The organism is Burkholderia sp. KL41 (assembly GCF_057005415.2).
This window is the reverse complement of record NZ_CM174447.1, coordinates 1,347,024-1,369,141: the sequence shown is the minus strand read 5'-3', so window position 1 is coordinate 1,369,141 and position 22,118 is coordinate 1,347,024. Positions and strand designations below refer to the sequence as shown.

At 62.4% G+C, this 22,118-nt stretch carries 19 protein-coding genes and 1 pseudogene; 3 read left to right on the top strand and 17 right to left on the bottom strand.

Annotated elements, in window-relative coordinates:
* Window positions 1–2: 2 nt before the first annotated feature.
* Genes PQB87_RS23665 through PQB87_RS23655 form a run of 3 tightly spaced genes read right to left on the bottom strand, consistent with a single transcriptional unit; the run spans window position 3 to window position 2,590 of the window.
* Complete coding sequence (locus PQB87_RS23665) at window positions 3–1,073, bottom strand: MSMEG_0568 family radical SAM protein (protein WP_059697794.1); 1,071 nt, start codon at window positions 1,071–1,073, stop codon at window positions 3–5.
* Window positions 1,066–2,088, bottom strand: coding sequence for a Nit6803 family nitrilase (locus tag PQB87_RS23660; protein WP_060061953.1), 1,023 nt, complete (start codon window positions 2,086–2,088; stop codon window positions 1,066–1,068). The genes PQB87_RS23665 and PQB87_RS23660 overlap by 8 nt, the downstream gene beginning before the upstream one ends.
* Window positions 2,089–2,107: 19 nt before the next feature.
* Window positions 2,108–2,590 (bottom strand): MSMEG_0572/Sll0783 family nitrogen starvation response protein, encoded by a 483-nt coding sequence (locus PQB87_RS23655; protein ID WP_006405208.1) that lies wholly within the window; start codon window positions 2,588–2,590, stop codon window positions 2,108–2,110.
* Window positions 2,591–2,971: 381 nt separating this feature from the next.
* On the opposite strand from PQB87_RS23655, the gene PQB87_RS23650 reads away from it, so the two are divergent.
* The gene (locus PQB87_RS23650) at window positions 2,972–4,363 is read left to right on the top strand and encodes an aminotransferase-like domain-containing protein (RefSeq protein ID WP_489244014.1); all 1,392 of its coding nucleotides are present in this window, start codon (window positions 2,972–2,974) and stop codon (window positions 4,361–4,363) included.
* Between the two features lie 66 nt (window positions 4,364–4,429).
* Here the strand turns inward: PQB87_RS23650 and PQB87_RS23645 are convergent, their stop codons facing one another.
* Complete coding sequence (locus tag PQB87_RS23645) at window positions 4,430–5,488, bottom strand: porin (RefSeq protein ID WP_021156897.1); 1,059 nt, start codon at window positions 5,486–5,488, stop codon at window positions 4,430–4,432.
* 456 nt (window positions 5,489–5,944) lie between these two features.
* Between PQB87_RS23645 and PQB87_RS23640 the strand changes: the two genes are divergently transcribed.
* Complete coding sequence (locus tag PQB87_RS23640; protein WP_059686491.1) at window positions 5,945–6,682, top strand: helix-turn-helix transcriptional regulator; 738 nt, start codon at window positions 5,945–5,947, stop codon at window positions 6,680–6,682.
* Between the two features lie 208 nt (window positions 6,683–6,890).
* Here the strand turns inward: PQB87_RS23640 and PQB87_RS23635 are convergent, their stop codons facing one another.
* From PQB87_RS23635 to mdlC, 11 genes are all read right to left on the bottom strand, one after another.
* Window positions 6,891–7,130, bottom strand: coding sequence for an amidase family protein (locus tag PQB87_RS23635; protein WP_489244011.1), 240 nt, complete (start codon window positions 7,128–7,130; stop codon window positions 6,891–6,893).
* Complete coding sequence (locus PQB87_RS23630) at window positions 7,025–7,684, bottom strand: amidase family protein (protein WP_489244010.1); 660 nt, start codon at window positions 7,682–7,684, stop codon at window positions 7,025–7,027. The genes PQB87_RS23635 and PQB87_RS23630 overlap by 106 nt, the downstream gene beginning before the upstream one ends.
* Before the next feature lie 197 nt (window positions 7,685–7,881).
* Complete coding sequence (locus PQB87_RS23625) at window positions 7,882–9,114, bottom strand: MFS transporter (RefSeq protein WP_489244008.1); 1,233 nt, start codon at window positions 9,112–9,114, stop codon at window positions 7,882–7,884.
* A gap of 148 nt (window positions 9,115–9,262) precedes the next feature.
* Window positions 9,263–10,315 carry a carbon-nitrogen hydrolase family protein gene (locus PQB87_RS23620; protein ID WP_489244006.1) on the bottom strand — a complete coding sequence of 351 codons (1,053 nt, stop codon included), beginning with the start codon at window positions 10,313–10,315 and terminating at the stop codon, window positions 9,263–9,265.
* Between the two features lie 152 nt (window positions 10,316–10,467).
* Window positions 10,468–11,427 carry a helix-turn-helix domain-containing protein gene (locus tag PQB87_RS23615; protein ID WP_489244005.1) on the bottom strand — a complete coding sequence of 320 codons (960 nt, stop codon included), beginning with the start codon at window positions 11,425–11,427 and terminating at the stop codon, window positions 10,468–10,470.
* Window positions 11,428–11,510: 83 nt separating this feature from the next.
* Complete coding sequence (locus tag PQB87_RS23610; protein WP_233344074.1) at window positions 11,511–12,656, bottom strand: alpha-hydroxy-acid oxidizing protein; 1,146 nt, start codon at window positions 12,654–12,656, stop codon at window positions 11,511–11,513.
* A 124-nt stretch (window positions 12,657–12,780) separates the two neighbouring features.
* Window positions 12,781–13,953, bottom strand: a complete 1,173-nt coding sequence (locus PQB87_RS23605) for a 4-hydroxybenzoate 3-monooxygenase (protein ID WP_489244003.1) — start codon at window positions 13,951–13,953, stop codon at window positions 12,781–12,783.
* Window positions 13,954–14,067: 114 nt separating this feature from the next.
* Window positions 14,068–15,414, bottom strand: coding sequence for an MFS transporter (locus PQB87_RS23600; RefSeq protein WP_174413860.1), 1,347 nt, complete (start codon window positions 15,412–15,414; stop codon window positions 14,068–14,070).
* The gene (locus PQB87_RS23595; protein WP_431207762.1) at window positions 15,411–15,536 is read right to left on the bottom strand and encodes a hypothetical protein; all 126 of its coding nucleotides are present in this window, start codon (window positions 15,534–15,536) and stop codon (window positions 15,411–15,413) included. Before PQB87_RS23595 ends, PQB87_RS23600 begins: the two co-directional genes overlap by 4 nt.
* Before the next feature lie 141 nt (window positions 15,537–15,677).
* Window positions 15,678–17,129 (bottom strand): aldehyde dehydrogenase, encoded by a 1,452-nt coding sequence (locus PQB87_RS23590; protein WP_059686480.1) that lies wholly within the window; start codon window positions 17,127–17,129, stop codon window positions 15,678–15,680.
* A 55-nt stretch (window positions 17,130–17,184) separates the two neighbouring features.
* Window positions 17,185–18,774, bottom strand: a complete 1,590-nt coding sequence (gene mdlC / locus PQB87_RS23585; RefSeq protein WP_060061536.1) for a benzoylformate decarboxylase — start codon at window positions 18,772–18,774, stop codon at window positions 17,185–17,187.
* A 310-nt stretch (window positions 18,775–19,084) separates the two neighbouring features.
* Here mdlC and PQB87_RS23580 point away from each other — a divergent pair, with 310 nt between their 5' ends.
* The gene (locus tag PQB87_RS23580) at window positions 19,085–20,014 is read left to right on the top strand and encodes a LysR family transcriptional regulator (protein WP_111940769.1); all 930 of its coding nucleotides are present in this window, start codon (window positions 19,085–19,087) and stop codon (window positions 20,012–20,014) included.
* A 203-nt stretch (window positions 20,015–20,217) separates the two neighbouring features.
* Here PQB87_RS23580 and PQB87_RS23575 read toward each other — a convergent pair.
* Together PQB87_RS23575 and PQB87_RS23570 are read right to left on the bottom strand one after the other, a co-directional pair.
* Window positions 20,218–21,119: pseudogene (locus tag PQB87_RS23575) on the bottom strand (IS3 family transposase); the annotation flags it as partial.
* Window positions 21,120–21,455: 336 nt separating this feature from the next.
* On the bottom strand, window positions 21,456–21,962 hold the full coding sequence (locus PQB87_RS23570) for a flavin reductase (RefSeq protein ID WP_226219082.1): 507 nt from the start codon (window positions 21,960–21,962) through the stop codon (window positions 21,456–21,458).
* Window positions 21,963–22,118 lie beyond the last annotated feature (156 nt).

Below are 22,118 nucleotides of genomic sequence, written 5' to 3'. Positions count from 1 at the left end.
GCTCACCCCTCGTAGGTCGAAAGCGACGAGCAGGCGCCGCACTTTCCGCAGCCTGCCTTGATGTCGGCGGAGCGCATGCCGGCGTCGCGCAACATGGCGCCGAGCGGTTCGAGCACCGCCCGCATGAAGTCCGGCGACGGCGCGGGATGACTCTCCAGCGGCGTGCCGCTGATCGGGACGAACGGCACGACGAACGGATACACGCCCAACCCGATCAGTTCGCGCGACATGTCGAGGATCGCGGCCGCGCTGTCGCCGAGCCCGGCGAGGATGTAGGTGCTGACCTGGCCGCGGCCGAACACGCCGACGGCCGCGCGGAATGCCGCCATGTATCGGGACAGCGGCACGCTCGCCTTGCCCGGCATGATCCGTTCGCGCACCGCCGGCGTCACGGCTTCCAGATGCATGCCCAAGGTATCGATCCCGCTTGCCTTCATCCGGTCGAACCAGCTGTCGTCGTCGGGCGGCTCGCATTGCGCCTGGATCGGGAGATCGACGGCCGCCTTGATCGCGAACGCGCTTTCGCACAGCACGCGCGCACCGCGATCCGGCGTCGGCGGTGTGCCGGTCGTCAACACCATGTGCTTGACGCCGTCGAGCAGGACCGCCGCGCGCGCAACCTCGGCGAGCTGTTCCGGCGTCTTGCGGGCGATCGTCCGGCCGGCCGCGAGCGACTGGCCGATCGAGCAGAACTGGCAGGTCTTGCGCCGGCTCTCGTAGCGAATGCAGGTCTGCAACACCGTGGTCGCCAGCACGTCGGCACCATGCAGCGTCGCGATGTGCGAATACGGCACGCCCTCCAGGGTCTGCAACGCGTAGAAGCGCGGGCTCGACGGAAAGCTGATGCTCGCGATCGGGATGGTGCCGCGCGAGAGCAGGCTGACGCCCGCCGCATCGGGCGCCGCCGCGACGAACGGCGAATCCCACGCGGTACTCGTGTGCACCGGCACCATGATGGTCACGCCGTCGACCGTCACGGCCTTGTGATCGGACGGCCCGGCGCCACCGCGCCGGCTCGCGGCGCCCACCCGCGGATCCGCGAGGCGCAGCCCGACCGACTGCAGTTCAGTCATCAATTGCCGGCTCTGCACCGACGGTTTCGCGTTCGCGCTCATGGCAATGTCCCTCGAAGTCGCGTGCGGCCGGCACGCTGATCCCCATCGGGGTCACCGTCGTCGCCGGCCGATCGTTGATGGCAAGACTCAGCAGTTCCGGCCGCGCATAGTGGCCGACCGAATCCATCATTCGCTTGCGCTTGGTGATCAGCGACATGTCCAGGTCGGCGATCACCATCCCTTCGCCCTCCCGCAAGGGCTCGGCCAGATGCTGCCCCTCCGGTGACACGATCGCGGTATTGCATCCGCCGCGCAGGGCTTTCTGCAGATTCGGATCGCCCGTGATCGACTCGATCTGGGCGTCCGTCAGCCAGCCGGTCGCATTGACGACAAAGCAGCCCGCTTCCAGCGCGTGGTGGCGGATCGTGACTTCGATCTGTTCCGCAAAGATCGGGCCGACCAGCGAGCCGGGAAACTGACTGCAATGAATTTCCTCGTGCTGCGTCATCAGCGCATAACGGGCGAGCGGGTTGTAGTGCTCCCAGCACGCGAGCGCACCGACCCGTCCGACACCGGTCTGCGCAACCTTGAGTCCGGCCGCGTCGCCCTGCCCCCAGATCATCCGCTCGTGAAACGTCGGCGTGATCTTGCGGCGCTTCACCGCGAGGCGCCCGTCGACGTCGAAGATCAGCTGCGTGTTGTACAGGCTGCCGTGGTCGCGCTCGTTCACGCCGAGCACGACCACCATTCCGTGCAGACGCGCGCGCTCCGCAACGGCATGCGTCACGGGGCCCGGCACCGCCACCGCCTGCTCGTATAGCCGCATGTGATCGGCGCCGGATGCGACCGGCGTCCGCACGAACGAGAAGTACGGGTAGTACGGCACGAATGTTTCAGGAAAGACGATCAGCTGGACGCCCTTGCCAGCGGCCTCGTCGATCGCCGCGCAGACCTTGTCGAGCGTGCCGCCGGCGCGTTCCAGATCGGGAGCGATCTGGACGGCTGCCGCCCGGACGATGCGTTTGTCGGACATGATGGCACCCGTCATTCGATCAAACGGTCCAGGTATGGATGACCAGCGCGTTCTCCTTGCGGTGAAGCAGCTGGATATCCAGCACGTCGAGCGGATTGATCGGTCGAATGCCCTCGATCAACGACGCTTCGCCATGCCCGTAGAGCGCCTGCAGCGCAAAACGGCACGCGTAGACTTTCCCGCCTTCCTCCATGAACTTGACGAGTTGCTTGTTGAAGTTCAGATGACCGGGAAACGCCTCGTCGCCGAGCGTCGGAAACCCGCGCTGGAGGCCGAGCGTCACGCCGGGGCCATAGAGCAGCACCGACGTCTCGAATCCCTTGCGTTGCAGGCGAGTCGCCTGCAGCAGGTTCACGAAGCCGATCGATCCCTCGAACGCAACCGTGTGGAACGTCACGAGCGCTTTCTCGCCCGGTTCCGCCTTGACGTCTTCGAACACCTTTTCCTCGTAATCGACGAGGAAATCTCCCTTCTTGTGCAACGGCTGATTGACTGCGGGCATGGCACGCTCCGTTTGATAATGAGTTCAGTGATGTTCCCGAAAACTTTCGAGTCCGGGCGAACTCATTAACGCAACGCATATGCCAACCGGGCACAGACCTGATGCGATCACTCTCCGATCATTCAATCGATAAATGCCGATGCAGCCGGTCCGATCCTTGCGTGACCGAATGCGGTTCGGACGAGAAGTGGCCCGTCCGGGCGACGGCGCGCACCCGTGTGAAGCAACAAGCGAGCATGCGTGCGCATCGAGCGTGCATCCATGCATCAATCCGATACACGATGCGATCAATGCAATCATCTGGCTTCGGATTGGCGAGATAGATATTTCCGATTAATGCGCCATGCTAACGTTTTGATGAATCATCAAATGGAAACAGGTATGGATTACATCATCCATCATTGGTCGAAGCGACTCCTGGAAAGCAGGAAGCCGGCGTACCTGCTGATCCCGGACCTGATCGAGGAAGACCTGGCGGCGGGCCGGCTGAAACCACGCGACCGCCTACCCGGGCTGCGCGATCTTGCCGGTGCGCTGAACCTGAACTACACGACGGTGGCCCGCGCGTATGCTGAAGCCCGCAGACGCGGCTTGCTCGATACGCGGGCAGGAAGCGGAACGTTCGTGCGCGGCCCAACCCGGACGATCCCGCTGTCGGGCGGGAGCGGCATCGAGATGTCGATGAACATGCCACCGGAGCCACCCGGGATGGCCGGGCGGCTGCAGGAATCGGCTGCCGCATTGTTCGCCACGGCGGACCCTTACCAATTGATGCGATATCAGGATTTCGGCGGCACACCGGCGGATCGCGCCGCCGGCCGCGCATGGCTGGCCAATCGCCTGCCCGGCTGCAGCAGCGATACCGTGCTCGTTTGCCCGGGAATTCACAGCGCCCTCGTCGCGCTCGTTTCCCGGCTTGCGAGCCGCGGTGACTCGATCTGCCTCGATTCGCTCGCTTACCCCGGCATCAAGGCCATCGCATCGCAACTGGGCGTGCGGTTACAGCCGCTGCCGCGGGACGACGACGGGCCGTTGCCGCATGCCTTCGAATCGCTCTGCCGAAGCGGACAGCCCGCTGCGCTGTACTGCAACCCGACCCTGCAGAACCCGAGCACGCTCACGATACCGTTCCGACGCCGCGAAGCGTTGGCCGATATCGCCACACGCTACAACGTGCCCATCATCGAGGACGATGCCTATGCGATGCTGCCGCAGAGCGCGCCGCCCCCGCTGGCGCTGCTGGCCCCTGAACTGACCTACTACGTGACCGGCATGTCGAAGAATCTCGGCGCCGGGCTGCGAATCGCCTACCTGTTGGCACCGACGGTGCGCGAAGCACAGCGTGTCGCGGGTGCATTACGCGCCACGACCGTCATGCCGAGCCCGTTCACGATGCTGCTGTCCACCCAATGGATCAACGACGGCACGGCGAGCGAGATGCTGGCCGCGATTCGATCGGAGGCGCATGCACGGCAGGCGATCGCCAGCCGCGTTCTCGGCGCATGGCCTTTCGATGCCCACCCCGACGGTTTCCATCTCTGGTTGCCGATTCCGCGCGATTGCCTATGGACCGCACCGGATCTGGCGCAGCATCTGCGGAGTCGAAACGTCGCCGCCGTGGCGAGCGCGGCATTTTCGACGGACGGCGACCCGCCGGCGGCGATCCGTATCTGCCTTGGCGGGCCGCAGGATCGGGAGCAGTGCCGGGACGGCCTGGAACTCGTCGCGGATGCACTGACCGACGCGCATCATCTTTATGGTGCGGCGATGTAGCGGCCGATACCGCGTCGAAGACAAATAGGCGCCTCCCGGTTCGCCATCGCGCTCGACCCGCGACCGTCAAAACTTGTGGCGAATGCCGATCCGTGCCGCAGTCTGAAAACTCGTGCTGGACGGTGATCCGAGCGCTGCTTCGATTTGCGCGCCGTGTGCATGATCGTGCGCGAGCGCCCCGACGAAATACACGTCCGTTCGCTTGGAAATGAAGTAATCCGCCCCGATGGTCACCTGGTTCGCGCTGCCGACGCCGTTGTTGCGCTGTTGGAACTGGAACCCTGCTCCAAGCGAAATATCGGGCTTGACGAAGTAAGTCATGCCACCGTCGTAGGTCAGCGCCCGAGCCTGGGTGCCGCTGCTCAACTGAACATCGGTCACGACACCGAATATCTGCGCTTTCCCCAGGCTGTAGGTTGCACCGCCGGCGTATTCCGTCAGATTCGCGGAGCTGGTCGCGTTATGCTGCTTGAAATACGACAGCGATGCGGCGAGCCCGCCTTGGCTGTAGTTCAGCAGAAAGTTCATCGAGCTGTTGGTGCCCAACGAGCCGGCGACGTTGCCGAAACCGTACATCGCCCCGACACTGAAGCCCGAAATCGTTGGCGAAAGATACTTCACCGAGTTGTTGACGTTATCGCCCCACAGTCGGTTATCGAGCGTATATCCGCCAGCCGCATACGCCGGAATGCCCCATGCGAGGATCCCCGCTGCCGTATTTCCCGCAATCGAGTACGCCGGAAAGATATCGCCGATGAAGTCGTATTGCCGCCCGAGCGTCAGCGTCCCGAACCGCCCGTCAACGCCGACGAAGGCTGCACGATTGAACAGCAGCCCGCTTTGCGCCAGGGCCCCGTTGGAAAGTTGAAAGCCGCTTTCGAGCGTGAAGATCGCCTTGAGTCCGCCACCCAGGTCCTCTTTACCCGTCAGCCCCCAGCGATCTCCCTGCGAAGACCCGGACGCAAACTGCACGAGCGCGCCATGTCCGGTGCTCGATGTCGCATTGTTCGTGTACGTAATACCCGCATCCACCAGACCGTAAAGCGTCACTGAGGACTGTGCATGTGCCACGCCGCATCCGACCGCGGCGCACACCACCATGCTTCGCTTGATGACCGTATTCATATCGCTTTCCTAATTTTATGTGTAGCTTTCGTTGACGAAAATGACTGAGGAAAACGTCCCGCTGGAAATGCATCGGAATCGTTTGGTCAATGGGCAGGCGTGTCCGGGTAATCCTCCAGCTTGCCTCGCTACAACGAACCGTCTCGGCACGTCCGCTTCCCACTGCGCGTCTACTCTATGAGCACCGTTTTTTGAGCCCCATCGTTAGAAATATCGACAGGGAAAACTTGGCCTGAGCCCGCGCTCAAGAAATGCGGGCGCCCTCGCGAACCTCCCTTCCGATCTGCAATAGGCAGTGGACCTGACTGCGGCATGAATACAACGGACAGGCAACGGCAGTGAAGTTCGTTGCTGATCGGGATTTTTTGCCTTGCTATGCTTGATGTGTAATGCGAACCAGTCTTTCGAGGCTGTTGCGCATGCTGTCTCCCGATTCCACCTACCGATGAGGCACCCTTGAAGCCACAAGTTCACGATCTCACGCTCGACGAACTCCGACTTTTCGGTGACATCATCGGGCGGCTCGAGGAGCTCGGGCCGATCGTGGATGTCAGGCGCGTCGTTTTGTCAGACCTGACCCGGCTGCTGCGATCCGATTTCTGCGTCTCCTACAACTGGGATGCCGAAAAAGGGATGTACGCCGACCCGATTGCAGTCAATGTCGACTCGGATCACGTGCGTCGCTACACGAGCTGGTACCAGCACAATGACCCGATGACGGCGCAACTCTGCAAGCGGCGCAGGGCCACGTTGGTGGAAGAAGTGATGGACCGGCCTGCACTGGAGAAAAGCGAGTTCTACAACGAGTTTCTCGCGCAGGATGGGTTGCATCACGGGATCAACGTGTTTGTCTTCGACGGCGAACGCCAGCTCAGCGACCTGAGAATCTGGCGAACGAGGAATCGGCCTGAGTTCGAGATGCGCGACAAACTCGTGCTCGATGCGATCGAGCCGTTCCTTTGCCGCGCGATCAAACGCCGGGCAGGCAGCGCGACAGGGCTCACGGACCGTGAGAGCGAGATCGCCCAGCTGGTCGCAAAGGGTTGTACCGATCAGGATATCGGCCGTCTTCTCTGCATCAGCCTGTCGACCGTGCGCACCCATTTGCGGCGGATCATGGACAAGAAGGGATTCTCCAACCGCGCGGAGCTTGCTGCCTCCGTCGCCGCGGCCGGAACGCCCCCGCCGTCATGACGATCGAACGGCGCGGTCGACGGCCACGTACGCGCGACGCCGCGAATCATCCGATACAAGAGACTGAACCGCCAATACGGCTTCGAGCCGATGCCGGCACGAGCCCCCCAACGCCCACCGCGGCACTTGCAGCACCGAGCGCAATACTTTTCAGGATATTTCGACGATTCATTTGCTTGCCTTTTTCGTTAAGCCGTTGCCGGATGGATCAAACGTGTGCGTCGAGACGCGGGAACGTCGCGGCACACAGAACGCGCTCCATTTCCTTGCCGATTTGCAGGATGCGCTGATCCGAATGCGGCGCACCGTCCAGCGCCAATCCAACCGGCAGCCCGTCCCGGGTCAGACCTGCGGGAACGGTGATACCGGGTACTCCTGCGTTGCTGCCCGGTTCGGTATTTCGTGTGTATGCGGCAAAGACGTCGAGCGCTTCAGATCCGACCGCCATGGTTTCGGCGCCGATCGCACCGATCCGCCCGTGTCGGTGCCGAGCGCCGCCGGCACCGCACCACTCGCCACCAGCACGGCAGACCCGCCGCTGCTTCCGCCTGGAATGCTGGACGGGTCATACGGGTTGCGGGCCGGGCCGAAAAATCCGTTGTCGTTGGTGCAGCCGAAAGCGAGTTCGTGCATGTTGGCTTTGCCGGCGGCCAACGCTCCCGCGTCGATCACGCGTGCCACGACTGGTGCGTCAGCTCGAGGTACGGCGTCGCGGAGCGCTGCCGTTCCCGCGGCGGTCGGCATGCCCGCGCAGTCGATATTGTCCTTGATGGCCAATGGAATGCCGGAAAGCGGCAACCGGCCCGTTCGGGCCGTGAGCGATTCATCGTGTTCCCGCGCCGCTTGCAACAGCGCGTCACGGTCGAAAAACACGAACCCGTTCAGCGACTCGGTTTTGGCGTGTTGATCCACCAGCGCCTGAACGTATTCCAGGCAGGAGACCTCGCGTCGATCGATCGCGCCTTTTGCGTCGACGACTGAAAGCTGCGGCAGGGTTGGCATCTACGTCTCTCGTGCATTTCGGTCTTCGTAGATTGCGCGTCGGCTTTTTTGTAGCGCATCGTCAGAAATGACGACGGCGTAGCCAACCCTGTCAGCGCCCCTCATCGCCGCAGGTACCGCCCCGCGGCCGACGCAGGCGGCCTCGGTCGCGCGAGTCCGCGCAACGGTCTGAAATCCGCCTGCGCTTCGACGGACGTTCAGGCCGCGTCGATGTTCGAGACGGAATGCTTCGACGTCGCGGCGGGCACCGTTTCATCGAGAAACATCCCGACGAGCGCGCTCACCAACGACACGCCCCCGACGATCAGCATCGGATAACCCAGACCGAACGTGTCGGCGAGCCCACCTGCAACCACGGGCATCAGGACCCCGCCAATGAGTTCACTGACAGCGGTTGGAACGCCTACGGCCGAACCGGTCAGCGTGGACGGTACGGATTCGCAAGGAATCACGGCAAGAAAGAGAGGTGCGATGCCGAAGCCGCAAATCCCGGCAGCAAAGAGGTTGATGAACATCACGATCGGAGAAGCGTGACAAAGAACGAACGCCAACATCAGGACGCCATAACAAGCCGCCGAGACGACGAGCACGATACGCCGCCCGAGCCGATCCGATATCGCCGGAACGGCGACCATTCCGATAAATCCGCCGAAACCCCATCCGGAAATGATCAAGCCGACCGTGCCGAGGCTGAGGCCCACGACTTTGGTCAGATAGAGCGCGACGAACGTCGAGAACACGAACAGGCCCGTCTGGAAGAGCGATCCGATGACCGTGGTCAACCAGATGTTCTTGTATCTCAGCACGGTCAACGGGCCGCCCGAGGCCGCCCGGACCTGCCTGTCGCGACCGGCCTCCGTCTTCCGCATGGTCCTGCCGATCAGGAACGTCAGCAAAAGCCCCGGAATACCGAGCACGAAAAACACCCACTCCCAGCGCATGTGCATCACGAGCTGGGTAGCGATGATCGGTCCAAGGCCGATGCCCAGGAGCGGGAAAAACGATTGATGAATGCCCAGATTCAAGCCGCGCCGGCTCGGCGTCGATATTTCGTCGATCGTCGCGACGCTGGCGCTGAAGACGCCGCCCTCGCCCACGCCAAGGAGGCCTCGCACGAGCAGCATGCTGTGGAACGACTTGGCGACGCCGGTAAAGGAGGTCATCACCGAGAAGAAGATCGACGACCCCAGCAGAATCTTGCGACGCCCATGGCGATCGGACAGACTCCCGAGCACCCATGTCGAAATGGCCCAGGTCAACGCGAGAACCGACGCGATTGCGCCTGCCTGCGTGTTGTTCAGTTTGAGCTCCGGCAGAAGAACCGGAAACAGATACACGATGACCAGACGGTCGAGTCCAACGATGCCGAACAGCACCGCAAGAAAGATGACCATCTTCCATTCGTATTCTCTATTTTGTTTGTAGTTCATATCGATATCCTAAATATATCGTCGTGATTGAATGGCTGCTGTTTCAAGGAAAACCATCCCGCTTCAATCGGTATCGAGCCGATACGGCAGCGACACGAAAACCTCCGTCCGGCTCGCCACGGAATCGCATGGCGAGCCCGACAGGCCGCTACCGATCTCCGCCACTTCTCGCCAGCTCTGGCGAGCAACCGTTGTCCGATGATGTTTGATCATCGGCGACTGTCTCCGCGGCGGGGCCATCGAGGATCTCGGTGACCGGGGGGCGCGGTCGCCGGTCGATCAGCAACCGCAGGACGTCAGGCCGCGAGTAATGCCCCACGGGATCGAAAACGCACTTCGAAAGCGATTGCATGCCGAGGTCGATATCGGCGTAGAGCAGGCCTTCCGCGGTTTCGTCGATCTTGTCGAACAGTTCCGCCCCGTCGGGCCCGTATCCGACGCTATGGCCACCGCCTGCCCGCAACAGCTGACGTTTGTCCTCGGTGTCGCAAAGGCTCTCGACCATTTCCTCGGTGACGACTGTCGAAGGCGCGAGGACGAAGCAACCTCCTTCGACGGCATACGTCCGCGAAACCGCGTTGTTCACCTGGTGGCTCAATGCGCTGGCAAATTCATAGAGCGAGAAACTCGGCCAGGCCGCAACGTGGACCTGTTCGCCTTGCGCATACATTGCGGCCTTGGTCAAAGGCTGCACGTGTTCGGCACAACAAAGCCCGCCGAGCTTTCCCAACGGACTGTCGATTACGGTCAGGCCACTGCCCTCCCCGTCACCGAAGACCGTCCGCTCGAGGTGGGTAGGCTTGAGTTTCTGCCGTTGCAGGAGGGTTTCTCCGTCGGGGCCGATGATCCATTGGGAGATATATAACGAATGGCCCTTGCGCTCCGAGAGCCCCATCACCACCGTGATGCGGTTTCTTCTGGCCGCGGCCCTCAGTGCATCGGCTTCCGGACTGTCGTAGCTCAGCGAGTTGTCGAAATATCGCTGAACATAGCCTTTGCTCATATACCAGGCCGGTGTACCCAGCCAGATGTAGAACGGGTAGCCCGGCAGCCACACTTCAGGGAATGCGATCAGGGCGGCGCCGGCCTGCGCCGCCTCTTCAATCAGGCATATGGACTTTTCGATTCCGGCTTGAAGATCAAGGAACGCCGGGGCGGCCTGCACGACAGCCGCCTTATATTGGGGATGGTTGAGAGCCAAGATACTCCTCCACGACTCGCGGGACGGGACGCCCGCAACGTTGTAGAGGAAGTGTCCGGGGCCAATATGGCGGACGCTTGACTCTGACAGAACAGGATTTTTACTTATGCTGCCAGCCGGCGGGATTACCGCGCGGCCCGCTCACGGGCGATTCAACTAACGTCGCGATGCTTCGCACGGTAGTCGCGCGCAGACACGCCAAAGTGACGTCGAAACGTGCGACTGAAATGCGATGCGTTATTGAAACCCCAAGCCATCGCAATATCGGTAATCGAGCGATTAGCGTACGCGCGTTGCTGAAGCCACTCGCCGCACCCGTTGAGTCTGGCCGTACAGATGGTCTCGCCGATCGACTCCCCGGCCTCGGCGAACAGTCGATAGAGGTAACGGCTGGAAACCCCCAGTTCATCGGCGATCTGTTCGGGTCCCAGTTCCGGGTCGTGAATCCTGTCCTTGATCAACGCGCGCGCCCGCAGCAGATGCATCTCTTTCACGTTGGATCTGGGCAGCGGAACCGTGTTGAAATAATCCGCCAACGCCAGCGCGACCAGGTTGGCGGACACATCGCCAAGCCTCTCGCAAGCGGTCATCGCGCCTTCGTCTGACGAAAGCACTCGGTGCAGCGACGCGATATGGTCGGCGGCGATACGGCGTATCCCGGTGGCCGCAGGAATACGCACCGCGGTGTACTGCCGGCCGCACGGCACCAATTTCTCCAGCGCCTGGCGGGGAAAGCGGATCGTGTAGTGCTGTCCGGAAAAATGCCAGACGAAATGGCGCGACGAGTCGAACAGCACCATGTCGGTAGGGTCGACGAACGCGGTGCGGGCATCCTGCTCGAGTGCACCTCGCCCCTCGATCTGTATCGACACGAGCAGGTAGTCGTCCGCCGTGCGCCGCACGTCGTCCCAGTCATGAGCCGCGACGTGATCGACCGCCGCGATCCGCGACACACACACTCCGCCCGTGTTCACGCTGGAGATCTCGCCACGAAATCCCTGATCGGATTCGGTCCTGAAAACCATGGGGACGCAACTGGCCCGAACCTGATCCGCCCATGCCAAAAGCCGGTCGTCGCGATGGTAATGATCCGTGGTCGTCACTTGATTCATGGCACAAGGTTCCGGCGGCAAATACGCGGGAGTGTTACCCCGAACAATTGCGCATCCAGAATCCGCCGTCAATGCGCAGTTGCCTATGACGGCCGCTTCGAAACATAGCTGCGATCGAGCTCACCCACCGAGCGACAACCGATGAGGGCGAGCGTCCGGTCAGTTTCCCGTTTGATCATGTCGATGACGTCGCTCACGCCGGTTTCCCCTCTGGCAGCCAGCCCGTACAAGGTGGCCCGCCCCAGCATCACGGCGTGGGCCCCCAGCGCGACCGCCTTGACGACGTCGGCCCCCGTCCGGATGCCGCTGTCGAGAATGACCGTCGTGCCTGAGGTGCGCTCGACGATATCCGGCAGCACGTCGGCCGTCGCGGGCAGGTCGGCGAGTTGCCTGCCGCCGTGGTTCGAAACGATGACGCCGTCCGCGCCGAGCGCGACGCACCGCGCGGCATCGTCGGCCGTCACGATGCCCTTGACGAGGAGTTTGCCCGGCCATTCGTCCCGCAAACGGCGCAGGTCGTCCCAACTGAAGCTCGCATCCATCTGCCGGCGAAGAATCGCCGCCTGGGAGGCGGTGTCCGACGCATCGTCGGTGGCGAAATTCTTCAACTCCGGCATGCCGTTCATCAGATAGGACCAAAGCCAGCGCGGGTGCGACAGTCCGTCGACGGCCGCACGTGCACTTGCCTTGAACGGCATGGCAAAGCCATTGCGAAGATCGCGTCGGCGAAAGCCGTTCACCGCGACATCGGCGGTGAGGATCAAGGTCGTATAGCGAGCCGAACGGGCACGATTGACCAGACTCTTCGCGAGGTTGCGATGAACGACGTACAGCTGAAACCACAGGTCTCCGTCGGCCCCTTTTGCCACCTCTTCGATGGACATGTTGGAAGCCGTCGATAGCGCAAACGGAATACCGGCCTTGCCCGCTGCGCGCGCAAGTGCGAGGTCGCCCTTCGGCCAGAACGCGCTATTGAGGCCCGTCGGCGCGATCACCAGCGGTAACGGAATCAGCCGCCCTAAAAGCGGCACCGACTGCTCTCGCGTGCTGACATCCGACAGCCGGCGCGGCAACAACTGCAACCGGTCGAACGCCGAACGGTTATGCGTCAATCCCGATTCATCGTCCGCCGCGCCTTCCAGATAGTCGAACACCATGCGTGGCAACCGCCGTCTGGCTTCGTCACGATAGTCGCTGACGGAGAAAATGCCGGGAAATCCTGTTGTCATGATCGGGGTACTGTCAGAGTAAATCGTGATGCGAAAAGCACGAGACCCGCTGCACGCCGGTTTCGCGCGTCTCCCTCGGTCATTCGAGGCGGAAGACGGCCGAGTAACGACGCAAAGTCGAAAGCTAGACGACAACGCTCCCAACATAGTTTTCCGCCATGGACCTCGCCGCAGTCTCGGACGTAGTCACATGCTCGAGCTCGGCAACCTGCAACTGCTGTTCGAACGGCGAGGCATCGTCGAGACGATGCATCATGCGGGTCATCCAGTAGGAGAAATGCTCGGCGCGCCAGATCCGTTTCAGCGCAAGCTCGCTGTACGAAGCGAGTTGCGCTTCATCGCCGGTCCGGTAATACGCGTCGAGTCCGCTGCTCAGGATTCGCACGTCGGAGACTGCCAGATTGAGACCTTTTGCTCCGGTGGGAGGAACGATATGAGCGGCGTCGCCGGCAAGAAACAGTCGGCCGTGCTGCATCGTTGTCGAGACGAAGCTCCTCATGCCGACGATATTCTTCTGAAAGATCTTCCCGTCGACAACGCACTGACCATCGGCGGAGTCGACGCGTGCGTGCATTTCGGCCCAGATCCGGTCGTCGGACCAGTTGTCGACCGAATCTTTCGGGTCGCACTGGAAATACATGCGCTGAACCGTCGGCGAACGGGTACTGACCAAGGCAAAACCACGATCATGACGTGCATAGATCAGCTCGTCTGCGGACGGCGCACCTTCGACCAGAATGCCGAACCAACCGAACGGATAGACGCGCTCGAAATCGCGGCGAACGCTCTCGGGAATCACCGAACGGGACACCCCTTGCGAACCGTCGCATCCGATAACGAAATCACAGTCCAGCGTATGTGATTGCCCTTGATGCACGAACCGTATCGACGGGGCCGACGTGTCGATTTTGTGAATCGAGACATCCGCGACACCAAACAGGATAGAGCCGCCTGCAGCAACCCGAGCCGCCACCAGATCCTTGATGACTTCGTGTTGCGCATAGACGGTGATGGTCCGCCCGGTCAACGCCTTGAGGTCGATGCGCCGCCGCTTTCCGTCGAAGGCGAGTTCAAAGCCGTGATGCAACGCTCCTTCTGCCTTCATACGCTCACCGACACCGGACGCTTCGAGCAGGTCCATCGTCCCCTGCTCGAGTACACCCGCCCTGATCGTCGATTCGATCTGCTCGCGTCGGCGGGTTTCGAGCACGACAGACTCGATACCTTTCAGATGCAAAAGATGAGAAAGAAGGAGGCCGGCAGGACCGGCGCCAATAATGCCTACTTGAGTGCGCATGCTATCTCCAACTGAAGGTACTGCCGGACGTTTTCCGTCATTCGGTTCAACATGAGCGACATCGTTACGTGCTCTGCGCGGAGCGCGTGACAAACGTCGCCCTCGACACTGATCTCAAGCGCCCTTGATGGGCGGAATATGACGACGCACGATCATCAGGCAGATAAAAACCATCGCCATCGCGGCACCCAGCATGCCCAGGTACGCAGACGCTCCACCCTGCGTGATCACGAAAGCCCCCGCGAACGCGCTGAGAATCGCGCCGAGCCGCCCGAACGCGAGCGCGGATGCGGTCCCGGTCGCGCGAATCTCGGTGGGATAGACGTACGCGCAAAGGGCATACATCGTCGACTGAACCGCGTTCACGAAGAGGCCGTGCAACCCGATTCCGAACACGAGCAACGTCGTGTGGGCAGAGACGTCGAGACCGCGCAGGAAAAGCGCGCTCGCGGACGCCATCAGGCAACATACGAGCAAAGGCCAGCGCGACCCGAACCGACCGATCGCCACTGCGCAGCCCATTGCGCCGAGTACGCCGCCGAGGTTGTAGGCGGTAAGACCTGACCCCGCCACCGAAGCGCTGAGTCCCTCGCCTGCCAGCATCGTCGGCAGCCAGCTGAATGCGCTGTAGACCGCGACGAGGTTCATGAAGAAAGCGACCCAGATTGCGAGCGTGTCACGGCCTTGATGGTCCGCGAACAACGCGCGAAAGCCTGGGCGCTGCCCCGCTTTCTGCTCCTTCTGATCGGCGAATACGGCGTGCGGCTGAATCGAGCGGGACATGCGGGACAGCAGGTGACGCAGTTCATTCCAGCGTTCCTGATGACGCGCAAGATACCGTGGCGATTCCGGCATGACGAAATACAGCAGGAGCGCCAGTGCGACGGGAAGCGTGCCGCCAATCAGAAAGAGCCCGCGCCAGCCGTAATGCGGAAGCACGACACTCGCGAATAGCCCCGCAAGCATGCCCCCCAGCGGTACGCAAACGATGGTTGCGGTCACCGCGAGCGTCCGCCGGCGAGCGGGCGTAAATTCCGCCGTCATGGTCGTCGCGCTAGGCAGTGCGCCGCCGATACCCAGTCCCGCGAAGAAGCGCAGGATGGCAATGGTCGTCACGTCCGGCGATAGCGCAATCGAACTCGTCGCCAAGCCGAATACCAGCACGCTGCCGATGATTGCCCAGCGCCGACCGAACCTGTCCGCGAACAGCCCGGCGAACGCGCTCCCTATACCCATGCCGACGAGGCCGGCCGCAACGGCGGGCGCAAATGCGTTGCGCGTGATGCCCCATTCCTTGATCAAGCTGGGAATGGCGAACCCGATGAGCTGCCCATCGAAGCCATCCATCACGATCGCAAGCGCGGCGAGCAGGACGACCGTTCGCTGGAACGCCGAGAACGGTCCGTCATCGAGGGCACGGCCGATGTCTACGGTCGGCTGAGGTAGATTACGATCGTTCATTTCGCTCTCCCGGCCAGAGCGGCGAAGTCTGAATCGCAGTCCTGCGTAATTCGTTTTCCGACGCGACGGTCGGACTCGAACCGGATGCGATCGAGCGACGACTCGAAATTGATGACGGGCATTGCAGTCTCCTTAAGCCGGTCGCTCGTCGTTCCAGGAGCGAAGGCGTCTCAACGATATCGGGTTGTTATTGTGTTCGTGCCCACCATCCGGAAGCCCATCGCGTCCATGATGAGAAACACGTGCCATGACCGCGGCAACGATCAGAACGGATAGTGACGAGGCGTCGTTTGCACGGTGATCCAGCGCAAATCCGTAAATTCCGCGATTCCGGCCTTGCCGCCGAAATGCCCGAAACCACTGGACTTCATCCCGCCAAACGGCATTTGCGCCTCGTCGTGAACCGTCGGCCCATTGACGTGGCAAAGCCCGGATTCGATACGCTTCGCGACCGTCAACGCCCGCGCGACGTCACGGCTGAAGACTGCCGCCGACAGGCCATATTCGTTGTCGTTGGCACAGGCGATGGCTTCTTCGTCGCCATTGACGCGAACGATCGCCTTGACGGGCCCGAACGACTCCTCCCGGTAGATATGCATGTCCGCCGTCACGTGATCGAGCAACGTGGCCGGCATGAGCGTGGTCTCGGATTTCCCTCCGCATACCAGGGTCGCACCTTTCGCCAGCGCGTCGTCGATCAGGTCGTTGCATCTCCTGACCGTCGCCATGTCCACGACGGAGCCGAGCACGGTCGGCCCCTTTCTCGGATCGCCGAGCGGCAGGCTCCGTGCCTTTTCCGCCAGTCGCGCGACGAATTCATCGGCGATCTTCGTGTCGACGACGATGCGTTCGGTCGACATGCAGATCTGGCCGGAATTGGCGAACGCCCCGAATGCCGCGCCTTGAACCGCCGCTTCGATATCGGCATCGTGAAGCACCAGAAACGGTGCCTTTCCGCCGAGTTCGAGGACCGACGGCTTCAGATAGTTCGCGCACTGAGTCGCGACGATGCGGCCGACGCGCGTCGAACCCGTGAAGTTCACCCGCCTGACCGCCGGTTCGGCAATGATCGCTTCGACGATGTCGCCCGCATTCGCCGGCGCGTTCGTGACGAAGTTCACGACGCCGCGTGGCAGCCCGGCGTCCTGTAACGCTTCGATGATGAGGCCGTGGGTCGCGGGGCAGGTTTCGGAACCTTTGAGCACGACGGTATTGCCGCACGCCAGCGGCAACGCGATGGCACGCACGCCGAGGATGACGGGCGCGTTCCACGGTGCGATCCCGAGCACGACGCCGGCGGCCTGCCTCACGCCGAGCGCAAGACTGCCCGGCACGTCCGACGGAATCACCTCGCCGGAGATCTGCGTGATCATCGCAGCCGCTTCGCGCAGCCCGTCGGCAGCAAGCTTGACGTTGAAATCCGCCCACAGGCGGGACGCGCCCGTTTCGGTTGCCATTGCCAGCGCGAAAGCGTCGCCTTTTTCTTCGAGCGCATCCGCGGCCCGGTTCAGTAGAGCGCGTCGCTCGCCGGGGCCCATCGCCGACCATGCGGGAAACGCGGCGGCCGCCGCATGCACCGCCGCTTGTGCATCGGCGACAGTCGCGGCCGGCGCCGTGGAGGCAACCGTGTCATCGAGCGGGTTACGGCGCTCGAATGTCGCGCCGTCGCGAGCCATCGCACGCTCGCCGTTGATCAACATCGTTACCTGATTCATTACCGTCTCCTGGAATATTCTTGAAAAACCGGCCTGCCGAATCACCGACTCGCGGTCAGGCCACGACAATTTCGACGACGCGTGTTTTTCCCGAAGACAACGCGTCTTCCAGCGCGGGCTTCAGCGACAGCGCGTCGCTCACTCGAACGCCTTCGCACCCCATGCTGTTGGCCAGGGAAACGAAATCCAGCCCTGGCAGGTCGGTGCCCTGTACCGGATCCGACGCGGCGAAGCCGAACACGGGCGCGAATTCCTGCAAGGCGGCGTAGCGCGAGTTATTCAGGATCACGAATGTGATCGGAAGATCGAGCTGGACCGCGCTATAGATCGCTTGCGGCGAATACATCGCCGAGCCGTCGCCGATGAGGCCGATCACTCGGCTGCCGGGTCTGGCCAAGGCGACGCCCACCGCGGCGGGCATGCCGTAGCCCAGACCGCCGCTTGCCATCGTGTAGAACGTCTGACTGCGCGTGAACGGCAGATAACGTTGCATGACGGGGCGCGAACTGGGCGCCTCCTCGACCACGATATCGGCCGCGTTGCGGACTTCGGACAGCGTCTGCAACGCATAAGCGACCGACATCACTGCCGTGGGCTCGGCTCGCTCGACCGCCTCGCGCGGCGCCGGCAGGGGCCGGCCTCGCGGTGCCGGCCGGGCGAGCAGGTCCACCAGCCCCAGGCGAATGTTCGCCACCACCGACGTGCCGACCGGGGTCCAGGCAGCGGTAGCCGGATCGTCGATGAGCTGGTACAACGCCGCGCCATCGGGCACATGCGGGCCACTGCCTTCGACGTGATACGCAAAAGCCGGCGCCCCGACGACGAAGATCAGGTCATGCCCGTTCAGCATCCGAACGATTTTTTCGCGCATCGCCGGCAGGAAGCCGGCGAAAAGTCGATGATCTTCAGGGAAGCTGCAGCGTGACGACATCGGCGCAACATAAACCCGCGCGTTGTGGCGCTCGGCCAGCTGGATGGCCTCGCTCCACGCATCGGCACGATCGAGTTCCGCGCCGACGACGAGGGCCGGCCGCTGGCAGTGATCCAGCGCATCGCCGATCTCCTCGATCCGTTCCGGATCGGGGCGGGACCGGGTGCTGACCCGTGTCGCCTCGACGAAGCCGGCCGGTTGATCCCAGTCGTCGACCGGAATGGAAACGAACACCGGGCCACGCGGCTCCTGCATCGCCACGTGGTACGCACGGGCGAGCGCCAGCGGCACATCGGCGGCACGAGCCGGTTCGATGCTCCATTTCACGTAGGGGCGCGGCAACTCTGTTGCCTGCGATGCCGACAGAAACGGTTCGAACGGCAGGATCGAGCGGGCCTGCTGGCCGGCGGTCACGATCAGCGGCGTGCGGTTCTTGAACGCCGTGAAGATGTTGCCCATCGCGTTGCCGACGCCGGCCGCCGAATGCAGGTTGACCAGCGCGGCGTTGCCGGTCGCCTGGGCATATCCGTCCGCCATGCCGACAACGACCGCTTCCTGCAGGCCCAGCACGTACCGGAAATCCTCCGGGAAGTCGCGGAACATGGGCAGTTCGGTCGAGCCGGGATTGGCAAACACGGACGTCATGCCGAGGCGCCGCATCAAGTCCACGACGGCATCGCGAACGGTCGGCTGCCCACTTGTATTTCGTTGCATCTCGAATCCTCTGCGGTTCGCCACTCAGGCTGGCGGTGATTGGATGAGCCGCAGTATGGGATTCGATACCTTGTTTGAAAATTGCCAATAATGCTCAAAGTCATTACATTTAAGCATGGTATCACCGAGTGGCCTGACGGGCCCATTCAGGCCGGAAGCCTTACCGGGCGGGGCTGAGCGCCGCCAGCACCGGTTTTCCGGCAGCCGCCGCGAGCGTACGCGGCGGTGCCTTTCAGGGAAGACACCTAGCGCCGTCCAACTCGGGACCCTGCTCGCCCCCCTTTATTCCCTTTCAATCAGGTTCGCCGCGATGAGTTTCAATCTGCAGCAGTTGACGATGTTCACGACGATCGTGTCCGCCGGTAGCCTGGGACGAGCCGCGACGCTGCTCGACATGACCCAGCCCGCGCTGAGCAGATCGATCAAGCGGCTCGAGGAATCGGTCGGGGCGCCGCTGTTCGAGCGCCACACGAAAGGGATGCAGCTGACCGCGCTGGGCGAGGCATTGATGCCGCATGCCATGTTGCTGCAACGGGAAGCCGAACAGGCGCGCGAGGAACTGGACGCGATGCGCGGCCTGGCGAAAGGCGTGATCAAGGTCGGCGCGGTGGGCAGCATAGCGAGCCTCGTCTTGCCGATGGCCATCGCGTGTGTGCTGGAGAAATGGCCCAATCTGCGCGTCGAGGTGATCGAAGGCGTGTGGGATCGTCTCGTCGAGGGCTTGCTCGCTTATGAAATCGACCTGGCGCTTTGCACATCGGGAATCGAAACCGAGGACGTCGCTGCGCTCTCCGATTGTTCATGGACCGACAGGAGTTTCGTGGTCGCGGCACTCGATCATCCGTTGCGGGCGAAGCGCGGCCTTCGACTCGACGACACATTGACGCAACGGTGGGCACTCACGCCCAAGGGAACCGGACCTTATGCCCACATGCAGGAAACCTTCAGGGCCCGCGGCCTGCCAATGCCGGCCATCGCGGTCGAGACCCGTTCGGTCACCGTGCTCAAAAGCCTCGTCGCGCGATGTGGCTTTGTCTCGTGGATGGCCGAACCGATGTACGACACCGAAAGCAAAGCGGGCGTCATCGACGCTCTGGATATCGAAGGCCTGGATGCGCAACGCACTCTGACGGCATTCCGGCGCCGGCGAGGCACGCTACCCGCGCCCGCCGTCAAGCTGCTGGACGAATTGCGTCGCCTGACGGGGTCTTTGCGCAAGGAAGGGCAAAGCCTGCCTTGATGGCCGCGAATCGCGGCGTGCCCGCGATTCGTGCGTTTTGGCATGACCCAACGCGCACCCCGCCTTGTTCAATTGAAGTCAGCCCGGGTCTGGCGCCGCGTTTGCACGTTGATGCGCCGTCGCCAGCAGTCGCCACCCAGGGAATCCTGATGAAAATGCATTGGTTCAAGCATCAAACATCCGGATCCGGAATCCGAGTGTTGGTGTGCCTTCAGGAATGACTGCCAGTCATCGCTCGTGAATTGACTGCCTTGGTCGGAATGCACCATGACACCGGGTCCCGGTTTGCGTTTCCAAACCGCAGCCAACAGCGCCTGTAAAACCAGATCGCTGGTCATCGTCGAGCGCGTAGCCCAACCGACGATCTGGCGCGAGTACAGATCCATAACAGCCGCCAGATACAGCCAGCCCTCGTAGGTCCGGATGTACGTGATGTCCGTTACCCAGACCCGGTTCGGTGCGGTTGGCGCGAACTCACGGTTCAACACGTTGGCGATTACGCCGACCGGACCACCCCGATAGCGGGGCTTGCTGCCATAGCCCACTTCTGCCCGCAGACCTTCGCCTCTCATGAGGCGATGGACGCGGTGACGGCTGCACGTTTCGCCCGATTCACGCAAATCCATCGTGACCTTGCGGTAGCCATAGACACCGCCGCTGGCCAGCCACGCATGCTTGATCAGACCGAGCAATCGCTCATCCTCACGCTTGCGGGCCCCGACTGTCTGCCGCTGCCAGACGTAATAGCCGCTACGATGCACGCCAAGGACCCGGCACATCGAGTACAAGCGGAACTCGCCGAGATGGGCTCGCATGAACGCGTACCTTGCCGCTATCCCTTTGCAAAGTACGCGGCGGCTTTTTTTAGAATGTCGCGCTCCTCGGTCACGCGTTTGAGCTCGGCCTTCAGTCGCCGAACCTCGGCGCTCTGATCCAGCTCCGCTTGCCGCACGACGTCGGGCCTGCCGAACTTCAGTTTCCAGGCGTAAAGGCTGTGGGTCGTGATGCCCAGCCGCTGCGCCACATCCGCCACCGAATGACCCCGTTCGGTTACCTGTTTGACTGCCTCGATCTTGAACTCATCCGTGTACCGCTTGCCGCTCATCCTGACCTCCTCGGTTGCCATAAATTATGGCTCGAAGATGTCTACGAAAGGCTGGCCGGTCCATGTTGCAGAAACGCAACGGCTAAGCAGCCGCCAGAAAACTTCAAAAAGTCCCTGTTCGCCAGGGCTTCTTTGAGAGTTTCCGCTAGCAACGTTTCTGAACACGGCTAGCGCTAATAATGAACGCCTACAATCGTCCCGGTGTAGCTCTCGTCCTTTGCTGACTACGCCACCGCAAACGCACCCATCAGCAGTATCGGCGGACACTGTCAGCAGAAACTTCGAACGGCAACAATCGGCCTGGCCTTGTGGTCGCTGGGGAACGGCCGCGCCGTGTCACGCATGCTGCTGCGGCAGCCGATGATAAGCGCGCCCGTGATAGACGAGGCCCGTACACGCGGAGCCGAGATGTAGCGCCTGCACGGCGCAGAAAAAGACCGTATGTGTGCCGATGTCGATGCTCCGGTCCACCGTGCAGTCGAGACTCGCGGCCGCTGTGGCCAGCACCGGCGCACCCGTGACGAGACGGATCCACTCGCCGTACGTGAAGCGCTCGGTCATCTGGACATCGCCCTTGCCCGCGAAGATCGGTGCAAGCATCTCGTGCTCATGGGAAAGAACGTTGACGCAGATGATGCCCGCCTTGCTGAAGTGTCCATATTGACGGCTGGACCGACCTATGCAAACGAGCACCGTAGCAGGATCGTCGGTGACGGAGCACACCGCGGACACCGTCATGCCGACATCGCCGGAAGGTGTCGTGGTGGTGATGATATTCACCGCTGCGCCGATACGGGACATGGCTTCGCGGAAGGTCGTGCGGTCGGGGGAAAGTGCTATCACGGCGGTACCTCTCTCGGTGGACGGAACGGCGGTGCGGCTTCGTGGCGGCGCGCCACGGGTCCTTGCATGAAGCATGCGTGGCGAAGTACCCGTGGCGTTGCACCGTTCATCACCCACGCCGCACCGTCGACGGGTTCTCGTGGCCAATTGCGCTGC